We start from the raw sequence: 20,885 nt of genomic DNA on the forward strand, positions 1-20,885 counted from the left end.
CGGCGTGTCTCCGGCTTTCGTGACGCTGTCGAGACCCTGCGTGACACCTGTGACGCGTGATGCTCCACGGACCATCTGCTCGACTTGACCCCACCCGGACGACACGCGTGTAATTCCATCGATGTCACCGAGTGCGGCACGTCGGGAGTGGCCCGATGATCACGCACTGTGACGAAGGCGAGAGGGGACGCATCGTCATGGCCGAGGTGTCGTGGTTGAGCGACTACAAGCAGCAGCAGGGTGTCGACACGGGGTCGGCGCTGGGGTTCTCCGGCCTGGACTGGTCGGCGGGCCTCGACGAGGAGGACCAGGGCTGGCAGGAGCGCGCACTGTGCGCCGAGACCGACCCCGAGGCCTTCTTCCCGGAGAAGGGCGGGTCGACCCGCGAGGCCAAGAAGATCTGCACCGGGTGCGACGTCCGGGTGGAGTGCCTGGAGTACGCGTTGGGCAACGACGAGCGGTTCGGCATCTGGGGCGGGCTCTCCGAGCGCGAGCGTCGTCGCCTGCGCCGCCAGGCCGTCTAGGTCCGCACCGCCGGCTGGCACGATGAGCAGGTGTTCATCCGTGTGGCCGAGGGGCGCGCCCCGGTGGTGCGGGAGATCCGCGCCGCCGCCCCGCTGCTCGCCGGGCTGACCGCGCCGACCACCGCCCGCGGCCCGTGGCTCACCGCCGCGCTGGGCGCCGCACCCGCCCCCCGGGTCCGGCACCGAGCCGTGGTCGTCGAGCACCACCGCCAGGGCCGCCCCGCCGGGCTGGCCCTGGTCACGTCCCGGCGCGAGCTGCGTCGGGGACTCCCGACCACCGTGGTCCGGCTGCTCGGTGAGGGCGGACCGCCGGGCCCGCCCGGCCCGGCCCCCCGTCGACTCCCCGCTGCCTCTCCGGAGGTGGCCGAGCTGCTGGCCGACGGCCTGGTCGACCTCCTCGCCGCCGTGCGCGGCCCGTGGGAGCTCTCGCTCACCGGGCTGCCGATGGGGGACCCGGTCCTGCGGGCGCTGAGCGCCCGGCTCGGCACCGGCTCGCGCTTCCGCACCGTGCGCGCGCGGGGCCTGGTCGACCACCTCGACGACCTGGGTGAGGTCACCCGGTCCACCGACCCGGTGGCGCTGGAGCGGTGGCTCCCGGTCTTCCTCGACCACCGGCCGGCCGGAGCGCGGCTGGTCGACCTGCGCGCGCTGGCCCGCGTGCACGCCGCCACCGGCGTGCTGGAGCACGCGGTCGTACGGTCCGCCGGCCGGCCGGTCGGCGGCCTCCTCACCCTGCTCGAGGGGCCCGTCCGCCTCCCCTGGTGGGGGTTCGGCGACGTCGTGGCGGGGACGGCTCCCGGGCCGCCGCACGTGTCGCTGGGCGCGGCGTCGTGGACCGTCAGCCCCTGACGGTCCCCCCGGGGAGCACCGCGGCCTCGCCGCCGCCGAGCCTCAGCGTGCCCGTCGCCCCGGTCGGTGACGACCCCACCTCGACCTCGACGGCGTAGCTGCGCCCCGTGTAGACCGGGGCGGAGCCGTTCGGTCGGGTGTAGGTGGCGAAGGTCCCCCGCAGGGCCGCGCCGTCGGCGGAACGGTCGACGACGAGGTCGGGCGAGCCGAGGTCGGCGTACTCGGTCAGCGATCGTGTGCACTGCGCGGCGGCGGGGTCGGCGGGCGGGTCGGCGGCCAGGCAGTTCCAGACCGGCAGCTCGAGGTGCGCCACCGCGCGGGAGCCGTCGCTGCTGGCGGTGAGCACGGGGTAGGCGACGGTGACCCCGACCGCACGGGGCTCGAGGACGATCCCGGCGAAGGTCAGCGATGCGGTGAACCCGTCGACCCCGGGTGGCACGTCGGTCCCGGCCAGGCCGCCCGCCGCGGTCGCGGTGAGCGGGGCGGGCTGCGGGGTGGGGGCCGCGGACGGCGCCGTCCCCGTGCGCGACGGCTCGGCGGGTGCGGGTGCGGGTGCGGGTGCGCGGGAGGACGCCCCGCCGGGGCCGCGGTCGCCGGTCAGCACCACGCCCCCGGCCACGAGGCCGCCCAGGACGAGCAGGGTCAGCGCGACGACGGCGCCCCGCCGGGCTCCGCGCCGGCCGCGGCCGGCCGGGACGTCCGCCCCGGGCCCCGGCGTCGCAGGGACGGCCGCCGGTGCGTCGGGGACTGCGCCTGCAGGCAGAGCTGTGGGCGACCCCGGTGGCCGGTCGAAGAAGTCGCGCAGGTCGTCCACCTCGCGGACCGACCGGGGTGCCTGTGCGGCCGAGGGGTCCGTCGACGGGGCCGTGGCCGAGGAGCGGGCGGCGCTCCGGGCGCGGGTCGCCCCCGCCCGTCGTGCGCGGACCACCGGGACGCCGACCACCGTGCCGACCGCCGCGGCGGTCGCCGCGCCCGCCCACAGCCACGGCACGCCGAGGACCACGGCCAGCACGGCCACCACCACGGCGACCACCGCCGCGACCGCGACCGTGCGTTGCGTCCCCCGCATGACCTGCCCCCCGTTCCTCGCCGCGAGTGTGTCAGCCGGCGGGGTCGATCTCCTCCGGGTCGCGCCCCAGCAGGACGGCCACCTGGTCCACCACGACGTCGCGCACCAGGTCGGCGAGGTCCTCGGGGTCGTGGGCGCGGATCTCCAGCGGCCGGCGGTAGACGATGATCCGAGGAGCGTGCTCGACGCCACCCTCGCGCCGGCCGGGCAGCACCCGCGCCAGCGGCACGCTGCCGTCGTCGAGGACGTCGGCGTCGAGCACCACCTCGTCGGGGCTGCTGTGGTCGACCCACGGCACGTCCTCGACCGCGAACTCCACGCCGGCCAGCTCCCGCTCCCACCGTCGCTCGATGTCCTCGACCGCGTCGAGGACGAGGTCGTCGAACTGCTCGGCGCGGCTGCGGGAGAGCGGCACGCCCGGCGGGACCAGCGGCCCGCGCAGGCCTCGACCGTGGCGGTCGCGGCGTCGGGCGGGTGGTCGGTCCATGGCGGCTGCGAGCCTACGGCCCGGCGCGGCGCACCCGACCTCGCCGGTGTGCCTCCCTGACGAACCGGCCTCGGCGGGGCTAGGGTGCCAGCCGTGAGGAACCGGTGGTGAGGCAGTCCCGTCGCTGCTCGCGCAGTGGGTGCGCGCAGCCGGCGGCGGCCACGCTGACCTACGTCTACGCAGAGTCCACGGCCGTCGTCGGCCCGTTGGCGACCTACTCCGAGCCGCACAGCTACGACCTGTGCGAGTTCCACGCCGAGCGGCTCACCGTCCCGCGCGGCTGGGAGGTCGTCCGGCACGAGGTCGACACCGACGACGCCGGTCCGACCGGCGACGACCTCCTGGCGCTCGCCGACGCCGTGCGCGAGGCGGCCCGCCCCGAGCCCGAGCGCGACCCGGCCGACGACGGCTCGGGCACTCGGCGGGGACACCTGCGGGTGCTCCCGAACCTCCCCTGACCTTCCGGGGGCGGGTCGCCGTGCCTCGTCGCTAGGGTCTGACCACGGCCTCCGGTGCGGTGTGCCGAACACGACCCGAGGTGGACTTCAGTGCCCGACCTGTCGACGATCATCAAGGCCTACGACGTACGGGGCGTGGTCCCCGACCAGTGGGACGAGACGGTCGCCCGGGCGATCGGTGCGGCCTTCGCCGAGTTCGTGCACGCCGAGACCGGTGCGTCGGCCGTCGTGACCGCCCACGACATGCGCGACTCCTCCGTCCCGCTGTCGCGCGCCTTCGCCGAGGGGGTGCTCAGCCGCGGTCTCGACGTGGTCGAGGCCGGCCTGGGCTCCACGGACATGCTCTACTTCGCCGCCGGCAGCCTCGACCTGCCCGGCGCCATGTTCACCGCCAGCCACAACCCGGCCCAGTACAACGGCATCAAGATGTGCCGCGCCGGGGCCGCACCGATCGGCCAGGACTCCGGTCTCGCCCAGATCCGCACCTGGGCCGAGCAGCAGCTCGACGGCGAGGCCGTGTTCGAGCGCGTGGTCGACGCACCCGGCACCTCGAGCACCCGCGACGTGCTCGGCGAGTACTCCGACTACCTGCGCGGTCTGGTCGACCTCTCCGGCATCCGACCCCTGAAGGTCGTCGTCGACGCGGGGAACGGCATGGGCGGGCACACCGTGCCGGTGGTGCTGAGCGGGCTGCCGTTGGAGGTCGTGCCCATGTACTTCGAGCTCGACGGGTCCTTCCCCAACCACGAGGCCAACCCCCTCGACCCGGCCAACCTCGTCGACCTGCAGCGGGCGGTCCCCGAGCACGGCGCCGACATCGGCCTGGCCTTCGACGGCGACGCCGACCGGGTCTTCGTCGTCGACGAGCGCGGCGAGCCGGTCAGCCCGTCGGCGGTCACCGCGCTGGTCGCCGTCCGCGAGCTGGCCCGGGGGGTCGGGACGACGATCATCCACAACCTGATCACGTCCTCCGCGGTGCCCGAGATCGTCCGCGAGCACGGCGGCGAGCCCGTGCGCACCCGGGTGGGGCACAGCTTCATCAAGGCCGAGATGGCCCGCACCGACGCCGTCTTCGGCGGTGAGCACTCCGCGCACTACTACTTCCGCGACTTCTGGCGTGCCGACACCGGCATGCTGGCCGCGATGCACGTCCTGGCCGCGCTCGGCGAGCAGACCCGGCCGCTGTCGGAGCTCGCCTCCGCCTACAGCCGGTACACCGCCTCGGGTGAGATCAACTCGACGGTGACGGACGCGCCGGGCCGCGTGGCCGCGGTCCGCGAGTCCTACGAGGGGGACGGCGTCACCGTCGACGAGCTCGACGGCCTGACCGTGCAGCTCCCCGACGGCGCCTGGTTCAACCTGCGTGCCAGCAACACCGAGCCGCTGCTGCGGCTCAACGTCGAGGCCCCCGACGAGGCCCGCATGACCACGATCCGCGACGACGTCCTGGCGAAGGTGCGCGCATGACCACGGCCCACCCCGACACGCTGGGCATCGACCCGGCCCTCCTGGCCATCCTGGCCTGTCCCGATGCGCACCACAGCCCCCTGACCCTCGACGCCGGGGCGGGCGAGCTGCTGTGCACCGGGTGCGACCGGGCCTTCCCGGTCCGCGACGGCATCCCGGTGCTGCTGCTCGACGAGGCCCGCCGCCGCGGAGGTGGCGCAGGGGCATGACCTCCCCCGAGCTGGTCGAGGAGGTCCTGGACGACCCGCAGCTGCTGCGGGCACGGGACCCCCGTGGCCTCCTGCCCGCGGTCGCCGGCGCCGGCGCGCAGGTGCGCGAGACCGCCAGCCTCACCGACGAGGCCGGGCTCGGCCGCATCACCGACGCCGGTCGCCCCCGGGGACTCGTGGTGGTCGCCCGGCGGGAGGGCGCGGTGGCCGGTGGCCTGCTGCGCGCCCTGCTGGGGCCGGGCAGCCCGGTCGCGGTCGACGTCGTCCCCGGGCCCCGGCTGCCGGTGTGGACCGGTGCCTCCGACGTCGCCGTCGTCGCCACCCGGACCGGCGCGGGGTCCTACGCCGTCGCGCCCGCGTACGAGGCGCTCCGCCGGGGGGTGGCGGTGCTCGGCATCGGCGCCGACGGGGCACCGCTGCACGCCGCGTGCGCGGGCGGTCGCGCGCCCTACGTCCCGCTGCCGCCGAGCCGGGTCCAGCACACGAGCCTGTGGTCCCTCCTCACCCCGATGCTGCAGCTGGCCGGCGGGCTGGGGCTCCTCCCGGACGGCGCAGCGGGCACCGACGAGGTCGCCGCGGCGCTCGACGCCGTCGCGGCCGACTGCGGTCCGGTGGTGCCCACCTACGCCAACCCGGCCAAGACCCTCGCCCTCGAGCTGCTCGACGCGCTCCCGGTCGTCGTGGCCGAGGGTCCGCTGGCCGCTGCGGCCGGCGGCCGGGTCGCCGACCAGCTGGCGACGCTGGCCGGCCTGCCCGCCGCGGCCTACCGCCTACCCGAGCAGCGAGCGGCCGCCTGCACGGTGCTGGGGGGCCCGCTGGCCCCCGTCGACGGCGACGACTTCTTCCGCGACCGCGCCGACGACACCGGCCGGCGACTGCGGCTGCTGACCGTCCGCGACGAGGCGGCCGGTGCCGACGACGGCCCCGCCGAGCGCGACCCGCGGTCGGCGGCCGACGCCCTGCGCCAGGTGCTCACGACCGCGACCGCGCGCACGGTGCCGGTCAGCGGCCTGGCCGACCGGGCCGGTGGTGAGGGCGACGCACGGCTGGCCCGCGTGGCACGCCAGGTGGCGGTGGGCGACTTCGCTGCGGTCTACCTGGCGTTGGCCCTCGACGCCGAGCGCGGCCGCGACCCCGGGAGCACACTCCTCCCGTGACGCAACCACCCGATCGCCCGTCCGCACCCGCTCCGGCGGCGACGACGGAGGGCGATGGGCAGGGAAGCGGGCAGGGGAGCGGGCACGGTGGCGGGGGCGCAGCGATCATCGCCGCGCTGCTGGCCAACCTCGGCATCGCGGCCGCCAAGTTCGTCGCCTTCCTGGTCACCGGGGCCTCCTCGATGCTCGCCGAGGCGATCCACTCGGTGGCCGACTCGGGCAACCAGGTCCTGCTGCTGGTCGGCGGCCGCACGTCCCGGCGGCGCCCCACGGCGGAGCACCCCTTCGGCTTCGGGCGCGACCGCTACGTCTACGGCTTCCTGGTGGCCGTCGTCCTGTTCAGCGTGGGTGGCCTGTTCGCGGTGTACGAGGGCGTGCACAAGGTGCTCGAGCCCGAGGAGCTCACCAGCCCGGGCTGGGCCTTCGGCGTGCTCGGCGTCGCCGTCGTCCTGGAGTCGTTCTCGCTGCGCACCGCGATCAGGGAGACGAACGAGGTCCGGCAGCCGGGCGAGAGCTACTGGGCCTTCATCCGGCAGGCCCGGGCGCCCGAGCTGCCGGTGGTGCTGCTCGAGGACTCCGCGGCGCTCACCGGCCTGGTGTTCGCCCTCGCCGGCGTCGGGCTGACCGCAGCGACCGGCAACGGGGTGTACGACGGCCTGGGCACCGTCGCGATCGGGGTCCTCCTGGTGGCCGTCGCCTCGGTGCTGGCGGTGGAGACCAAGAGCCTGCTGGTCGGCGAGTCGGCCACCCCGGCCGCCCGGCGGGCCATCGAGGACGCCCTCGCCGGCGGGGAGCACGTCGAGTCGGTGATCCACCTGCGCACGCAGCACCTCGGCCCCGAGGAGCTGCTGGTCGCCGCGAAGATCGCCGTCCGGCACGACGACACGGCCGAGGCGGTGGCCCGGGCCATCGACGAGGCCGAGGCGCGCGTGCGCAGGGCCGTCCCGATCGCGACCGTGATCTACCTGGAACCCGACATCCGGCGACGCTCAGGTTCTCCCACGGGTGCGCCGATGACCGAGGGGTGACCCGCACCCCGGTAGCCTCGCGGACGATGTGGCAGCTGACGAACACCATCCGGCACTACCCCTGGGGTAGTCGCACCGTCATCCCGGAGCTCCTGGGTGAGCCGTCCCCGGCGCCCGAGCCGTGCGCCGAGCTCTGGATGGGCGCGCACCCCGACGCACCGAGCGTGCTGGCCGACGGCCGAGGCCTCGACGCCGCCATCGCCGCCGAACCCGATCGGCTGCTGGGCCCGCTGGTCCGCCAGCGCTTCGGCGACCGGTTGCCGTTCCTCATGAAGGTGCTCGCCGCCGACGCGCCGCTGTCGCTGCAGGCCCACCCCACGACGGCGCAGGCCGAGGTGGGGTTCGCCGCGGAGGAGGCAGCGGGCATCCCCAAGGACGACCCGACCCGCACCTTCAAGGACCCGCACCACAAGCCCGAGATCCTGCTGGCCCTCACCCCGGTCGAGGCGCTGTGCGGGTTCCGGCCGGTCGAGGAGTCCCTGCACTGCCTGGCCAAGCTCCAGCTGCCCGAGCTCAAGCCCACCATCGCCGCCCTGGCGCGGGGCGGCCTGCAGGTGGCCATCCCGCAGCTGCTGGCGCTGTCCGTGCGTCGCCGCCAGTCGCTGGTGACCGCGGTGGCGGAGAAGGCCGCGACGTTCGTGGCCGCGCACGACCCCGAGTTCATCAACACCTACCGCTGGGCGGCGTCCCTCGCCGACACCTACCCGGGCGACATCGGCGTGGTCATCTCGCTGCTGTGCAACCACCTCACCCTCGACCCGGGCGAGGCGGTCTTCCTCCCGGCCGGGAACCTGCACGCCTACCTCTCCGGGGCGGGGGTCGAGGTCATGGCCAGCTCCGACAACGTGCTGCGCGGTGGCCTCACCGGCAAGCACGTCGACCTGGCCGCGCTCGTCGAGGTGCTCGACTTCGCCGACGGCAAGGTCCCCGTCATCCGACCGGTCCTGGGCCCCGGCGGCCTCCGCTACCCCGTGCCGGTCGAGGACTTCGACCTGACCCGCGTCGAGCTGGGCGCCGACCCGGGCAGCCTGCGCACGGCGGGACCGCAGGTGCTGCTGTGCACCGAGGGGACCGTCGTGCTCGGCACGGACGACGGCGAACTCGTGCTCCAGAAGGGGGAGTCGGCCTTCGTGCCGGCGAACGCCCAGCTCAGCGCCCAGGGGCCAGGGGTCCTCTACCGCGCCACCACGGGGCTGCGCGCCGTGTGATCCTCGTCGGTCCTGGCACCGGGGCGTGACGAACCGGTACCGTGGACGACGGCACGAGCCCCGCCGAAGCCTCGGCATGCTCGCTCACGAACAGACACCGACGCAGCCGCAGCCCCTCTGGCGCGGCCGGGACATCTGGAGCGACATGACCGCCTCTACCGGCGCACGCGTACTGACCGACGGCGACTTCAAGGTCGCCGACCTCTCCCTCGCCGGCTTCGGCCGCAAGGAGATCTCCCTCGCCGAGCACGAGATGCCCGGCCTCATGGCCCTGCGTGCCGAGTACGGCGAGGAGCAGCCGCTGGCCGGCGCCCGCATCGCCGGCTCGCTGCACATGACCGTGCAGACCGCCGTCCTCATCGAGACCCTCACCGCGCTGGGCGCCGACGTCCGCTGGGTCTCCTGCAACATCTTCTCCACCCAGGACCACGCCGCCGCCGCCATCGCCGTGGGCCCCGAGGGCACCCCCGAGGCCCCCTCCGGCGTCCCCGTCTTCGCCTGGAAGGGCGAGACCCTCGAGGACTACTGGTGGTGCACCCAGCGCCTGTTCGAGTTCCGCGACGAGTCCGGCACCGTCATCGGCCCGAACATGATCCTCGACGACGGCGGCGACGCCACCATGCTGGTCCACCTCGGCACCCGCTTCGCCGCCGACGGCGCCGTCCCGGACACCACCGAGAGCGACAGCGAGGAGTTCGCCGTCGTCCTGCAGGTGCTGCGCGACACCCTCGCCGTCGACGACCAGTACTGGACCCGCATCGGCAAGGAGATCAAGGGCGTCACCGAGGAGACCACCACCGGTGTCCTGCGCCTGTACGAGCTCGCCCGCGACGGCCGCCTGCTCTTCCCGGCCATCAACGTCAACGACTCGGTCACCAAGAGCAAGTTCGACAACCTCTACGGCTGCCGGCACTCGCTCATCGACGGCATCAACCGCGCCACCGACGTCATGATCGGCGGCAAGGTCGCCGTCGTGTGCGGCTTCGGCGACGTCGGCAAGGGCTGCGCCGAGGCGCTGCGCGGCCAGGGCGCCCGCGTGATCGTCACCGAGATCGACCCGATCTGCGCGCTGCAGGCCGCCATGGAGGGCTACCAGGTCACCACCCTGGACGACGTCATCGGCATCGCCGACATCGTCATCACCACCACGGGCAACAAGGACATCATCTCGGCCGAGCAGCTGGCCGCCACCAAGCACCAGGCGATCATCGGCAACATCGGGCACTTCGACAACGAGATCGACATGGCCGGGCTCGCGAAGACCCCGGGCGTGGTGAAGACCAACATCAAGCCGCAGGTCGACGAGTGGCGCTTCGCCGACGGCCACACGATCATCGTGCTGTCCGAGGGCCGGCTGCTGAACCTGGGCAACGCCACCGGGCACCCCAGCTTCGTGATGAGCAACTCGTTCACCAACCAGACGCTGGCGCAGATCGAGCTGTGGGCCAACCGTGCCGCCTACGAGGGCAAGACCCCGGGCGTCACCGTGCTGCCCAAGCATCTCGACGAGAAGGTCGCCCGCCTGCACCTGGACTCGCTGGGCGTCAAGCTCACCGAGCTGACCAAGGTCCAGGCCGACTACCTCGGCGTCCCGGTCGAGGGCCCGTACAAGAGCGACCACTACCGCTACTGAAAGGACCTGCCTTCCCCCCACGACGTGCTCCGCACGCCGCGGGACCCTGAAGGCAGGCCGGGGCCGGGCACGCTGACGGCCTCGGCGACGCGCTGACACCTGCACCCCGGCCGGGGGAGACCTGGCCGGGGTGCAGTGCTGTCGGGGGCCCTGCGCGCACAATGGGCACGTGCCGTCTCCTGCTCCCACCGCCCGCGGACGCGTCCTGGTCGTCGACGACGATGCGGCGCTGGCCGAGATGCTCGGCATCGTGCTGCGCCGGGAGGGGTACGAACCCGCCTTCGTCGCCGACGGCGCCCGCGCGCTGGCCACCTTCCAGCAGGTGCGCCCCGATCTCGTGCTGCTGGACCTCATGCTGCCCGGCCGCAACGGCCTGCAGATCTGCGGCGACATCCGCGCCCAGTCCAGCGTGCCGATCATCATGCTCACCGCCAAGGGCGACACGATCGACGTCGTCCAGGGGCTCGAGGCCGGTGCCGACGACTACGTCACCAAGCCGTTCAAGCCGGTCGAGCTCGTGGCCCGGGTCCGGTCCCAGCTGCGCCGCGGCGAGACCGGGCAGGCCGAGACCCTCGGCATCGGTGACCTGACCATCGACGTCCCCGCCCACCAGGTCAGCCGCGAGGGCCAGCCCATCGCGCTGACCCCGCTGGAGTTCGACCTCCTGGTGGCCCTGGCCCGCAAGCCGCGGCAGGTGTTCACCCGCGAGCTGCTGCTCGAGCAGGTGTGGGGCTACCGGCACGCCGCCGACACCCGGCTGGTCAACGTGCACGTGCAGCGGCTGCGCGCCAAGGTCGAGCGCGACCCCGAGCGGCCCGAGGTCGTGCTGACGGTGCGCGGGGTGGGCTACAAGGCCGGTCCCGCATGACCGCTCGGTGACGCTCCGGGCCCGCCTGCGGGCGTGGAGCGCGGCCGGCTGGCACGCGTGGCGCTCGTCCCTGCAGCTGCGCATCGGCGCCATCACCATGCTCGTGGCCGGCGTCGTCGTCGTGGTGGTCAGCGTGGTGCTCTTCCGGCAGATCAGCGGCCAGCTGCTCGAGGTGAAGCGCGACGCCGCCATCGACCAGGCCCAGTCCGGGGTGGCCTACGCCCAGTCGCAGGTCTCGGGCATCGCCACCGGCGACGCCGCGAGCGTGCGCTCGACCCTGGCCCGCACCGTGCGCGAGCTGCAGAGCCGCAACGGCGAGGCCGGGAACTTCGACACCGTGCTCGTCTACCGCACCGGCGACACGGCCCGGCCCGCGGCGAGCCGGCCCAGCCTCTACCCGGCCCTCCCGCCCGAGCTGGTCGCCGCGGTCGACGGCGGCGCGCAGGTGTGGCAGTACGCCTCGATCCCCGACGGCGCGTCCGGCACCGTGCCCACGTTGCTGGTCGGGGTGCCGGTACCGCTGGACGGGCAGGGCGGCGAGCAGGTCGACCTGTACTACGCCTTCCCGCTGGACCAGGAGCAGGAGACCCTCTCGCTGGTGCGCAGCACGGTGGCCATCAGCGGCATCGCGCTCACGCTGTTCGTCGTCGGCATCGGGGTGCTGGTCACCCGGCTGGTGGTCGACCCGGTGCGCCGGGCCGCGAGCAGCGCCCAACGGCTGGCCGAGGGGCAGCTGGAGGAGCGGCTGGCGGTGAACGGCGAGGACGACCTCGCCCGGCTGGCCACCAGCTTCAACGCCATGGCCGACAGCCTGCAACGGCAGATCACCCAGCTCGAGGGGTTGTCCCAGCTCCAGCAGCGGTTCACCTCCGACGTCTCGCACGAGCTGCGCACCCCGCTGACCACCGTGCAGATGGCCGCCGAGGTGCTGCACGAGTCGCGGTCGGACTTCGACCCGCACGTGGCCCGCTCGGCCGAGCTCCTGTACGCCGAGGTCAACCGGTTCGAGTCCCTGCTGTCGGACCTGCTCGAGATCAGCCGCTACGACGCCGGAGCAGCCGAGCTGGAGGCCGAACCCACCGACCTGGGCCCGCTCGTCCGCCGGGTGGCGGCGGACATGTCCAGCCTGGCCGACCGCCTCGGCTGCCGGCTCGAGGTGCGCGCGCCCCAGCGACCGGTCATCGCCGACGTCGACGCCCGGCGGGTGCAGCGGGTGCTGCGCAACCTGGTCGGCAACGCCGTCGAGCACGGGGCCGGCCGCCCGGTCGAGCTGACCCTGGCCGCCAACCGCACGGCCGCCGCGGTCACCGTGCGCGACCACGGCATCGGCCTGACCTCGGAGGAGGCCGCGCACGTCTTCGACCGCTTCTGGCGCGCCGACCCCGCCCGGGTGCGCACCGTGGGCGGCTCCGGGCTGGGCCTGTCGATCAGCCTGGAGGACGCCCGCCTGCACGGGGGCTGGCTGCAGGTCTGGGGCCAGCCCGACCAGGGAGCCCAGTTCCGGCTGACCCTGCCGCTGAACGCGGGGGACGATCTGACGGGCTCACCGCTGCCGCTGCGCCCGGTGGTCGTCCGCCGCCGCCCCGACAGCCGCCGTCCGGAGGGACCCCGATGAGGGCCGGCCGCCGGGCCGCCGCGGCCGTGGCCGCGGCGGCGGCGCTGCTGGTCGCCGGCTGCACCACCGTGCCCACGAGCTCGACGCCGGTCGAGATCACCCAGGTCGCCGACCCGCCCGACGACGTCGGCATCGAGGCCCTGCCGCCGGTGCCCGGTGCCGGCCCGGAGGAGGTCGTGCGCGGCTTCGTCGACGCGATGGCCAGCACCACCCGCAACCACCCGGTCGCCCGCCAGTTCCTCACGGCCGGTGCGGCCGACACCTGGAGCGACACCGACGGCGTGACGGTCATCAGCGCCGACTACGCCCCGGTGGCCGCCGACGACGGCACCGTCGTCCTCACCGCCGGCCTGGTCGGCCGGGTGGACCCCGGTGGGGTGTTCAGCACCGGCGCCGGTCAGCCGTACTCCGCGACGTTCGACCTCGTGCAGGAGGACGGCGAGTGGCGCATCGCCTCGCCGCCGGACGGCCTGGTCCTGCTCGAACCCGACTTCATCCGCACCTACGACCAGGTGAACGCCTACTTCGTGGACCCGACGGGCACCCGCGTCGTCCCCGACCCACGGTTCCTGGTGTCGGGTGGTTCCCAGGCCACGGCCCTGGTCGACCGGCTGGTCGCCGGGGCCTCCACGGCGGTGGCCGCCGGCGTGCTCAACCCGCTGGCGGGGGTCGAGCTGCGCAGCAACGTGCAGGTGCGCCAGCAGGTCGCCACGGTCGACCTCACCGGGCTGCCGCCGGGCGCCGGCGACGGGGTGTCGCTGCTGTGCGCCCAGCTGGTCTGGGCGCTCGACCAGCTCGACGACGTCCGGGCCGTGCGGGTGCGCGTGGACGGCGCCCCGGTCGCCGTCGACGGCGTGCCCGACGTGCAGACCGTCGACGACTGGGCCTCCTTCGACCCCGACGCCGTCCCGGCCGTCTCGGTGGCCCACTACGTCTCCGCCGGCGCGCTGCGCACCGGCACCGGTGAGCCGGCCCCGGGCCCGGCCGGCACCGGGCAGTACCAGCTCACCGCGGCCGCGATCACCGCCGACGCCCGCACCAACCAGCTGGGCACCACCGTGGCGGTCGCGGCGGCCGGGGGCACCAGCACGCTGCTCACCGGCGCCTACGCCGACGCGCTCACCCCGGTGCTGACGGCGACCACCTTCACCGCGCCCACGACCGCGGCCACCCGACCCGAGGTGTGGACGGTGCGCGACGGCAGCGAGGTGATCCGCATCCCGGCGACCGGTTCGCCGCAGACGGTCAACGCCACCACGCTGCCCGGGCTCGGCGGCGCACGGGTCTTCCAGCTCTCACCCGACGGCGTCCGTGCCGCGGTCGTCGTCGACGGGCCCGACGGGGGGCAACTGCTCGTGGGCACCGTGGTGCGCAGCGACGACCAGGTCGCCGTCCGCGACCTGCGGTCGATCGCCCCGCAGCTGTCCCAGGTCGTCGACGTCGCCTGGCGGACGGCCGGTGGACTGGTGGTGCTCGCCGGTGCCCCCGGCGAGGACGGCACCGCGCCCTACGAGATGGGCGTCGACGGGTGGGGACTGGACGCGGTGAGCACGGCCGGTCTCCCGGCGCAGCCGACCGCAGTGGCCGCCGCGCCCAGTCGCCCGCCGCTGGTCGTGGCCGGGGGGACGCTGTGGCAGCTGGTGGGCGGGGTCTGGACCACCCTCGTGCGGGGCCAGGGGCCGCTGGTCGGCCAGGCGCCGACCTACCCGCTCTGAGGCCCGAGCGCCTACACCAGCGCGCACGTGCGCGTCGGCCGCCGTCCACAGGCCGGGCCCCGGTCCACACGGGGCCCGGCCGACGGGCCGCACGGCCCCCGGTCGGGCAGCCTGGAGCGGTGATCGGGTCACCGCACGTACTCGGCCGCACCCTGGCCGACCTCGTGCTGCCCCGGGTGTGCGCCGGGTGCGGCCACCCCGGGCACGTGCTGTGCCCGCCCTGCGCCGCGCTGCTGGCCCGGCCGCGGCCGGCCACCCCGCGCCGGCACCCCCACGGCTTCCCGCCGACGGTCGCCGCCGGTGAGTACGCCGGGCCGGTGCGCCCGGCGGTCAACGCGTTCAAGGAGCACGCCCGCACCGAGCTGGCCGGTCCCCTGGGAGCCGCACTGGCCCTGGCGGTGGGGGCCGTGCAGGTGGCGTCCGGCCGGCGCGACGCCGTCGTGCTCGTCCCGCTGCCCAGCAGCCGGTCCGCGCTGCGGGTCCGCGGCCGCGACCCCGTCGCCGAGCTCGCCGCGGCGGCGGTGCGCGAGCTGCGCCGCGCCGGGGTCCCGGCGACCGTCGTGGCCGCGCTGGGCCGGCGGGGCCGGGTGCAGGACTCGGCGGGGCTGGGCTCCGAGCAGCGGCGGGCCAACCTCGCGGGCACCGTCGTGCTGCGCGAGCCCTCGCGCCGGCTGCCCGGCCTCGTGGTGCTGGTGGACGACGTCGTGAGCAGCGGGGCGACCCTCACCGAGGCGGCCACGGCCCTCGCCCCGGCCCTCGCCCCGGCGGCCGCGGGCGGGGACACGCCGGTGGTCGCCGCGGTCGTGGCCGCCACCCCGCGGGGGCGCGCCCGGCCCCCGGTCCCGGGCGGAGCAGGGGTGTTCACCGTGCGTGACGTGCCCGCGGCCGGCTTCCCCGGCCCCGGACTGTCGGACCGGGCCGTCCGGCACTAGCGTCGGGTCGACCAACACCCGAGTTCGGGAGGTCACATGGAGATCGTGGTCCGAGGTCGCAACGTCGAGGTGCCCGAGCACTTCCGGCAGCACGTCGAGGACAAGGTCGGCCAGCTGGAGCGGTTCGACGCGAAGATCGAACGCTTCGACGTGGAGCTGCTCCACGAGAAGAACCCACGCCAGTCCGCGAACTGCCAGCGCGTGGAGATCACCCTGCGGGGCAAGGGCCCCGTCGTGCGGGCCGAGGCGTGCGCCGCGGACTTCCAGTCCGCCCTGGACGCCTCCGTCGCCAAGCTGGAGAACCGGCTCCGGCGTGCCGCCGACCGCCGGCGCGTGCACCACGGCCGGCGCACCCCGGCCAGCGTCCGGCTCGACGGCAGCGCCGCGGCTGCGGCGCTCGACGAGCTCGACCAGCAGCTGGCGGCGGCGCAGCCCGACACGCCCGAGGTCGAGGAGAACCTGCCCGGCCGCGTCGTCCGTGAGAAGCAGCACCCCGCCACACCCATGACCGTCGACCAGGCGCTGCACGAGATGGAGCTCGTGGGGCACGACTTCTTCCTGTTCGCCTGCGCCGACACCGGCCAGCCGACGGTGGTCTACCGCCGGCACGCCTACGACTACGGGCTGATCAGGCTCGGCGCCCCGGACCGGGAACCCGCCCACGCCGGGTGAGCTGGGCGAGGGGCCCCCTCGCCGGGTCCCGCGGGCCGCACAGCGGCTCGTGGGTGGCGAGGGGGCCCCTCACTGGTTGCCCAGGACCCGGTCGACGGCGATCTCGAGGACGACGCGGGCCGGGTTGACCCGGGGCTGGCGGTAGCGCTCGGCGTAGCGGCGCACGGCGTCGGCGACCGAGGCCTCGTCGTCGCGCAGCACGGCGACGCCCTCGAGCGTCGTCCACCGCCGGCCGTCGACCTGGCACACGGCCACCCGGGCCGTGCCCGCACCGTCGCGCACGTGGCCGGCCTTGACCGACGTGCCCGAGGTGATCACCCGTGCGGTGCTGGTCGACGGGTCGAGGGTGACCCCGACCGGGACCACGTGCGGGGTGCCGTCGGACCGCAGGGTGGTCAGCGTCGCGAGGTGACGCTCGGTGAAGAAGGCGATGAGGTCGTCGGACAGCTCGGCGCGGGGCACCGGCGCAGCCTACGGGGCGCCCGGCAGCCCGGCTCCGAACTGCGCAAATGCGGATGGTCCCGCAGGATCGGCGCGTGGAGATCCAGGGTGCGCGGGTGTGGGTGGCCGGGGCCACCGGGGTGCTGGGCGGGGCGCTGGCCCGGGAGCTGGCCGCGGCCGGGGCCCGCGTCGCGCTGGGCGGGCGGGACGCCGACCGGCTGGCTGCGCTGGCCGACGAGCTCGGCGGGGCGCCCACCCAGGTGCTCGACGTCGTCGACGTCGAGTCCGGCCGCGCGGCGGTGACCGCGGCGGCCGAGGCGCTCGGCGGGCTGGACGCCGTGGTCGTCGCCTCCGGGGTGGTGGCGTTCGGGCCGGCCGCCGACGCCGACGACGCGGTGGTGGAGGAGCTGTTCGCGGTCAACACCCTCGGGCCCATGAGCATGGTGCGGGGCGCGCTGCCGCACCTGGCCGACGGGGGAGCGGTGGTCCTGCTCTCGGCGATCGTCGCCGACGCCCCGACCCTGCAGATGGCCGAGTACTCGGCGTCGAAGGCCGCGCTGTCGGCCTGGGCGTCGGTGCTGCGGCGCGAGCTGCGCCCACGGCGCGTCGCCGTCCTCGACGTCAAGCCCCCGCACGTGGACACCGGACTGGTCCACCGGGCGCTGGCCGGCACCCCGCCGAGGCTGCCGGCCGGGTTCGACCAGCGGGCGGTGGTCGACGCCGTGCTCGCCGGCCTGCGCGGGACCAGCCGGGAGGTCGTGCTCGACCCGAAGGCCGGGGAGCTGGTCCTGCGCTGACAGCTCGCGTCCAGCTGGGCGGTGGCGGGACCGCACTACATTGGTCGCGTGGTGTTCTCCAAGATCCTGCGCGCCGGTGAAGGCAAGCTGGTCCGACGGCTGTCCAAGATCGCCGACGCGGTCGAGTCCCTCGAGCCCGACGTCGTCGACCTGACCGACGCCGAGCTGCGCGCCAAGACCGAGGAGTTCAAGGAGCGCTACGCCGACGGCGAGTCGCTGGACTCGATGCTCCCCGAGGCCTTCGCCGTCGTCCGCGAGGGCGCCGGGCGCACGCTGGGCCAGCGGCACTACCGCGTGCAGCTCATGGGTGGCGCGGCGCTGCACCTGGGCAACATCGCCGAGATGCGCACCGGTGAGGGCAAGACCCTGACCGGTGTCCTGCCCGCCTACCTCAACGCGCTCACCGGCGACGGCGTGCACGTGGTCACCACCAACGACTACCTCGCCAAGCGCGACGCCGAGTGGATGGGCCGGGTGCACCGCTTCCTCGGCCTGTCGGTCGGCACCATCCTGTCCGGCGAGAAGCCCGCCCAGCGGCGCGAGCAGTACCTCTGCGACATCACGCACGGCACGAACAACGAGTTCGGCTTCGACTACCTGCGCGACAACATGGCCTGGAGCAAGGCCGACCTGGTGCAGCGCGGCCACCACTTCGCCATCGTCGACGAGGTGGACTCCATCCTCATCGACGAGGCCCGCACCCCGCTGATCATCAGCGGCCCGGCCGAGCAGTCGGCCAAGTGGTACGGCGAGTTCGCCCGCATCGCCCCGCTGCTCAAGCGCGACCGGCACTACGAGGTCGAGGAGAGCAAGCGCACCGTCGCCATCACCGAGGAGGGCGTCGAGTTCGTCGAGGACCAGCTCGGCATCGACAACCTCTACGAGGCGGTCAACACCCCGCTCATCGGCTACCTGAACAACGCGCTCAAGGCCAAGGAGCTGTTCCACAAGGACCAGGAGTACATCGTCACCAACGGTGAGGTGCTCATCGTCGACGAGTTCACCGGTCGTGTGCTCGCCGGGCGGCGCTACAACGAGGGCATGCACCAGGCCATCGAGGCCAAGGAGAAGGTGGCGATCAAGGACGAGAACCAGACCCTCGCCACGATCACGCTGCAGAACTACTTCCGTCTCTACGAGAAGCTCTCCGGGATGACCGGCACCGCCCAGACCGAGGCGGCCGAGCTCAACCAGACCTACAAGGTCGGGGTCGTCCCGATCCCGACGAACAAGCCGATGGTCCGGCAGGACCGCTCCGACGTCATCTACAAGACGGAGAAGGCCAAGTTCGAGGCCGTCGTCGACGACATCGCCGAGCGGGTCGAGGCCGGTCAGCCGGTGCTGGTCGGCACGGCCAGCGTCGAGAAGTCCGAGGTCGTCAGCAAGTACCTGCTCAAGCGGGGCATCCCGCACGAGGTCCTCAACGCCAAGAACCACGCCCGCGAGGCCGCCATCGTGGCCCAGGCCGGGCGGCTGGCTGCGGTCACCGTGGCCACCAACATGGCCGGCCGCGGCACCGACATCCAGCTCGGCGGCAACCCCGAGGTCATCGCCGACGACGAGCTGCGCGCCCGGGGCCTCACCCCGACCGAGACCCCCGAGGAGTACGAGGCCGCCTGGGACGACGCGCTCGCCGAGGCCAAGGCGCAGGTCGCGAAGGAGCACGAGGAGGTCGTCGAGGCCGGTGGCCTCTACGTGCTGGGTACCGAGCGGCACGAGAGCCGGCGCATCGACAACCAGCTGCGCGGGCGCTCCGGGCGCCAGGGCGACCCCGGCGAGTCCCGCTTCTACCTCTCGCTGGGCGACGACCTCATGCGCCGGTTCAACGGACCGATGCTCGAGTCGATGATGACCACCCTGCGCGTGCCCGAGGACCAGCCGATCGAGTCCAAGATGGTCAGCCGGGCCATCCGCTCGGCGCAGACCCAGGTCGAGCAGCAGAACTTCGAGACCCGCAAGGACGTCCTCAAGTACGACGAGGTGCTCAACCGGCAGCGCACCGTCATCTACGACGAGCGCCGCAAGGTCCTCGACGGCGAGGACCTGCACGAGCAGGTCGAGTCGATGCTCGACGACGTCGTGGCCGCCTACGTCGACGGCGCCACCGAGGCCGGCTACGCCGAGGACTGGGACCTCGACCAGCTGTGGACCGGTCTGAAGGCGCTGTACCCCGTCGGCGTCACCGTCGAGGAGGTGCTCGACGAGCACGCCGAGGGCGACCAGTCCGCGCTCACGGCCGACGTGCTCAAGCGGGAACTGCTGGCCGACGTTCAGGCGCAGTACGAGGTGCGCGAGGAGACCCTCGGCAGCGACGTCACCCGCGAGCTCGAGCGCCGCGTGCTGCTGAGCGTGCTGGACCGCAAGTGGCGCGAGCACCTGTACGAGATGGACTACCTGCGGGCCGGCATCCACCTGCGCGCGATGGCCAACCGCGACCCGGTCGTGGAGTACCAGCGCGAGGGCTACGACATGTTCAACGCGATGCTCGACGGCATCAAGGAGGAGTCGGTCGGCTTCCTGTTCAACCTCGAGGTCAAGACCAAGGAGCAGCAGGAGGCCGAGGCCAAGGCCAAGCAGGCCACCGCCGAGGCCGAGGCCCTCGCCCGGGCGGTGTCGGGCAACGACAAGGTGCTCGCCCGCGCCGCCGCCGCCCGCGCCCAGCAGGCCATGGTGCCCGCCGCCCCGTCCACCGGGGCCGCCGACGACGCCGTCGAGGTCGAGCCGGCTGCCTCCGCCGACGCCCCGTCGGCCGCCCCGCCCGCCGCCACGGCTCGCCGCTCGGCCTCGACCACCCCGTCGGCCACCACGGCGGCCTCCACCTCGACCACCACGTCGACCACCGGGACCGGGCCGGAGCTGGCTGTCGAGGGGCTGGACCGACCGCAGCCCACCGCGGACCTGAGCTACTCCGCCCCGGGGATCGACGGCGAGGCCGAGACCCGGCGTCCCGGCGGCGCCAAGGGCGCGGCGGCCAAGTCGGCCACCGTGACCGGCACCAAGGCCCCCGCCCGCAACGCGCCCTGCCCCTGCGGGTCGGGCAAGAAGTACAAGCAGTGCCACGGGGTGGCCGGCGCCTGAGGCCGCATCGGTGACCGCGACCGCTGCGGTCGCGGGCACCGCTCAACCCACCTGCAGGGCCGTGCACCGCCAGCGTCCGTCGATGACCTCGAGGCGGGCCGCGACGGCGTGCGCCCGGCCGTTGCGCCGGGCCACCGCGCACACCTCGGCGACGCCCTCCACCGGCTCGGCCACCCGGACACCGCCGACCAGCAGGGGGCCGCTGCCGGCTGCGCACCACGCGGGACGGCGGCCGCGGGTGATCGCGGTGAACACCGGCAGCGTGTAGGCCGCACGCAGCTGGGCCAGTGGCCGCAGCCCGCTGAACGCCTCGAGCGTCATGGTCAGCAACCGGTGCGCCACGGGTGCCGGCGGGCCCGCCGGCGACGGCGCCCCGGTCCGCACGGCGGCGCCGGCCGGCACCGCGCCGGGTCGTGGGCCCGGGGCCAGCACCGGCCGCAGGGCAGGGACGCCCCGCTGCACCAGCTGCGTCACCGGGACCGCCTGCGTGCTCGGACCCGGGGTGGGGACCAGCCGCAGTCGGACCCGTCCAGGGGCGGGGCGCTCGTGGACGGCTGGGTTCGAGGCCGCTGGGTTCGAGGTCGCCGGGTTCGAGGTCGCCGAGTTCGAGGTCGCGGGGTTCGAGGTCGCGGGGTTCGAGGTCGCGGGGTCCAGGTGCAGCGGGGCCGGGGTGCTCAT

Annotated in this window: 20 protein-coding genes; 16 read left to right on the plus strand and 4 right to left on the minus strand. The window is 74.6% G+C overall.

Going from position 1 to position 20,885, the window contains the following annotated elements; genetic code table 11:
• Positions 1 to 197 precede the first annotated feature (197 nt).
• Both BLP29_RS12705 and BLP29_RS12710 read left to right on the plus strand, forming a co-directional pair.
• Positions 198 to 524 (plus strand): WhiB family transcriptional regulator, encoded by a 327-nt coding sequence (locus BLP29_RS12705; protein WP_243469926.1) that lies wholly within the window; start codon positions 198 to 200, stop codon positions 522 to 524.
• Between the two features lie 30 nt (positions 525 to 554).
• A complete protein-coding gene (locus BLP29_RS12710; RefSeq protein WP_092805042.1) occupies positions 555 to 1,373 on the plus strand; it encodes a GNAT family N-acetyltransferase in 819 nt (272 codons plus the stop codon).
• Here BLP29_RS12710 and BLP29_RS12715 read toward each other — a convergent pair.
• Both BLP29_RS12715 and BLP29_RS12720 read right to left on the minus strand, forming a co-directional pair.
• Positions 1,363 to 2,442, minus strand: a complete 1,080-nt coding sequence (locus tag BLP29_RS12715; protein WP_092805044.1) for a hypothetical protein — start codon at positions 2,440 to 2,442, stop codon at positions 1,363 to 1,365. The genes BLP29_RS12710 and BLP29_RS12715 overlap by 11 nt on opposite strands.
• Positions 2,443 to 2,473: 31 nt before the next feature.
• The gene (locus BLP29_RS12720; RefSeq protein ID WP_092805046.1) at positions 2,474 to 2,929 is read right to left on the minus strand and encodes a metallopeptidase family protein; all 456 of its coding nucleotides are present in this window, start codon (positions 2,927 to 2,929) and stop codon (positions 2,474 to 2,476) included.
• Positions 2,930 to 3,036: 107 nt separating this feature from the next.
• On the opposite strand from BLP29_RS12720, the gene BLP29_RS12725 reads away from it, so the two are divergent.
• The 12 genes from BLP29_RS12725 to hpf all read left to right on the plus strand — a co-directional run bounded on the left by BLP29_RS12725 (position 3,037) and on the right by hpf (position 15,891).
• Positions 3,037 to 3,387 carry a DUF3499 domain-containing protein gene (locus BLP29_RS12725; RefSeq protein WP_091242127.1) on the plus strand — a complete coding sequence of 117 codons (351 nt, stop codon included), beginning with the start codon at positions 3,037 to 3,039 and terminating at the stop codon, positions 3,385 to 3,387.
• Positions 3,388 to 3,477: 90 nt separating this feature from the next.
• Complete coding sequence (locus BLP29_RS12730) at positions 3,478 to 4,854, plus strand: phosphomannomutase/phosphoglucomutase (RefSeq protein WP_092805048.1); 1,377 nt, start codon at positions 3,478 to 3,480, stop codon at positions 4,852 to 4,854.
• Positions 4,851 to 5,063: a Trm112 family protein gene (locus BLP29_RS12735; RefSeq protein ID WP_243469927.1), complete on the plus strand. Its 213-nt coding sequence runs from the start codon at positions 4,851 to 4,853 to the stop codon at positions 5,061 to 5,063. The genes BLP29_RS12730 and BLP29_RS12735 overlap by 4 nt, the downstream gene beginning before the upstream one ends.
• On the plus strand, positions 5,060 to 6,220 hold the full coding sequence (locus BLP29_RS12740) for an SIS domain-containing protein (RefSeq protein WP_092805051.1): 1,161 nt from the start codon (positions 5,060 to 5,062) through the stop codon (positions 6,218 to 6,220). Before BLP29_RS12735 ends, BLP29_RS12740 begins: the two co-directional genes overlap by 4 nt.
• Positions 6,217 to 7,248, plus strand: coding sequence for a cation diffusion facilitator family transporter (locus BLP29_RS12745; protein ID WP_092805053.1), 1,032 nt, complete (start codon positions 6,217 to 6,219; stop codon positions 7,246 to 7,248). Before BLP29_RS12740 ends, BLP29_RS12745 begins: the two co-directional genes overlap by 4 nt.
• A 26-nt stretch (positions 7,249 to 7,274) precedes the next feature.
• Positions 7,275 to 8,456 carry a mannose-6-phosphate isomerase, class I gene (manA, locus tag BLP29_RS12750; protein WP_092805586.1) on the plus strand — a complete coding sequence of 394 codons (1,182 nt, stop codon included), beginning with the start codon at positions 7,275 to 7,277 and terminating at the stop codon, positions 8,454 to 8,456.
• Positions 8,457 to 8,601: 145 nt separating this feature from the next.
• The gene (gene ahcY / locus BLP29_RS12755; RefSeq protein ID WP_092805055.1) at positions 8,602 to 10,089 is read left to right on the plus strand and encodes an adenosylhomocysteinase; all 1,488 of its coding nucleotides are present in this window, start codon (positions 8,602 to 8,604) and stop codon (positions 10,087 to 10,089) included.
• 169 nt (positions 10,090 to 10,258) lie between these two features.
• Complete coding sequence (gene mtrA / locus BLP29_RS12760) at positions 10,259 to 10,957, plus strand: MtrAB system response regulator MtrA (protein ID WP_092805057.1); 699 nt, start codon at positions 10,259 to 10,261, stop codon at positions 10,955 to 10,957.
• Positions 10,958 to 10,964: 7 nt separating this feature from the next.
• Positions 10,965 to 12,572, plus strand: a complete 1,608-nt coding sequence (mtrB, locus tag BLP29_RS12765; RefSeq protein WP_243469928.1) for an MtrAB system histidine kinase MtrB — start codon at positions 10,965 to 10,967, stop codon at positions 12,570 to 12,572.
• Complete coding sequence (locus BLP29_RS12770) at positions 12,569 to 14,287, plus strand: LpqB family beta-propeller domain-containing protein (RefSeq protein WP_092805059.1); 1,719 nt, start codon at positions 12,569 to 12,571, stop codon at positions 14,285 to 14,287. Before mtrB ends, BLP29_RS12770 begins: the two co-directional genes overlap by 4 nt.
• A 119-nt stretch (positions 14,288 to 14,406) precedes the next feature.
• Complete coding sequence (locus BLP29_RS12775; protein WP_092805061.1) at positions 14,407 to 15,219, plus strand: ComF family protein; 813 nt, start codon at positions 14,407 to 14,409, stop codon at positions 15,217 to 15,219.
• A 36-nt stretch (positions 15,220 to 15,255) separates the two neighbouring features.
• A complete protein-coding gene (gene hpf, locus BLP29_RS12780; protein WP_092805063.1) occupies positions 15,256 to 15,891 on the plus strand; it encodes a ribosome hibernation-promoting factor, HPF/YfiA family in 636 nt (211 codons plus the stop codon).
• A 69-nt stretch (positions 15,892 to 15,960) separates the two neighbouring features.
• Here hpf and BLP29_RS12785 read toward each other — a convergent pair whose 3' ends face one another.
• The gene (locus BLP29_RS12785) at positions 15,961 to 16,353 is read right to left on the minus strand and encodes a pyridoxamine 5'-phosphate oxidase family protein (RefSeq protein WP_092805065.1); all 393 of its coding nucleotides are present in this window, start codon (positions 16,351 to 16,353) and stop codon (positions 15,961 to 15,963) included.
• A gap of 74 nt (positions 16,354 to 16,427) precedes the next feature.
• On the opposite strand from BLP29_RS12785, the gene BLP29_RS12790 reads away from it, so the two are divergent.
• Together BLP29_RS12790 and secA are read left to right on the plus strand one after the other, a co-directional pair.
• Positions 16,428 to 17,129 (plus strand): SDR family NAD(P)-dependent oxidoreductase, encoded by a 702-nt coding sequence (locus BLP29_RS12790; RefSeq protein WP_092805067.1) that lies wholly within the window; start codon positions 16,428 to 16,430, stop codon positions 17,127 to 17,129.
• A gap of 48 nt (positions 17,130 to 17,177) precedes the next feature.
• Positions 17,178 to 20,207: a preprotein translocase subunit SecA gene (gene secA, locus BLP29_RS12795; RefSeq protein WP_092805069.1), complete on the plus strand. Its 3,030-nt coding sequence runs from the start codon at positions 17,178 to 17,180 to the stop codon at positions 20,205 to 20,207.
• Positions 20,208 to 20,249: 42 nt separating this feature from the next.
• Here secA and BLP29_RS12800 read toward each other — a convergent pair whose 3' ends face one another.
• Positions 20,250 to 20,681, minus strand: coding sequence for an Rv3235 family protein (locus BLP29_RS12800; RefSeq protein WP_243469929.1), 432 nt, complete (start codon positions 20,679 to 20,681; stop codon positions 20,250 to 20,252).
• Positions 20,682 to 20,885: the final 204 nt, after the last annotated feature.

This window comes from Klenkia marina (genome assembly GCF_900101025.1).
In the GTDB taxonomy this organism is placed as follows: Bacteria; Actinomycetota; Actinomycetes; order Mycobacteriales; family Geodermatophilaceae; genus Klenkia; species Klenkia marina.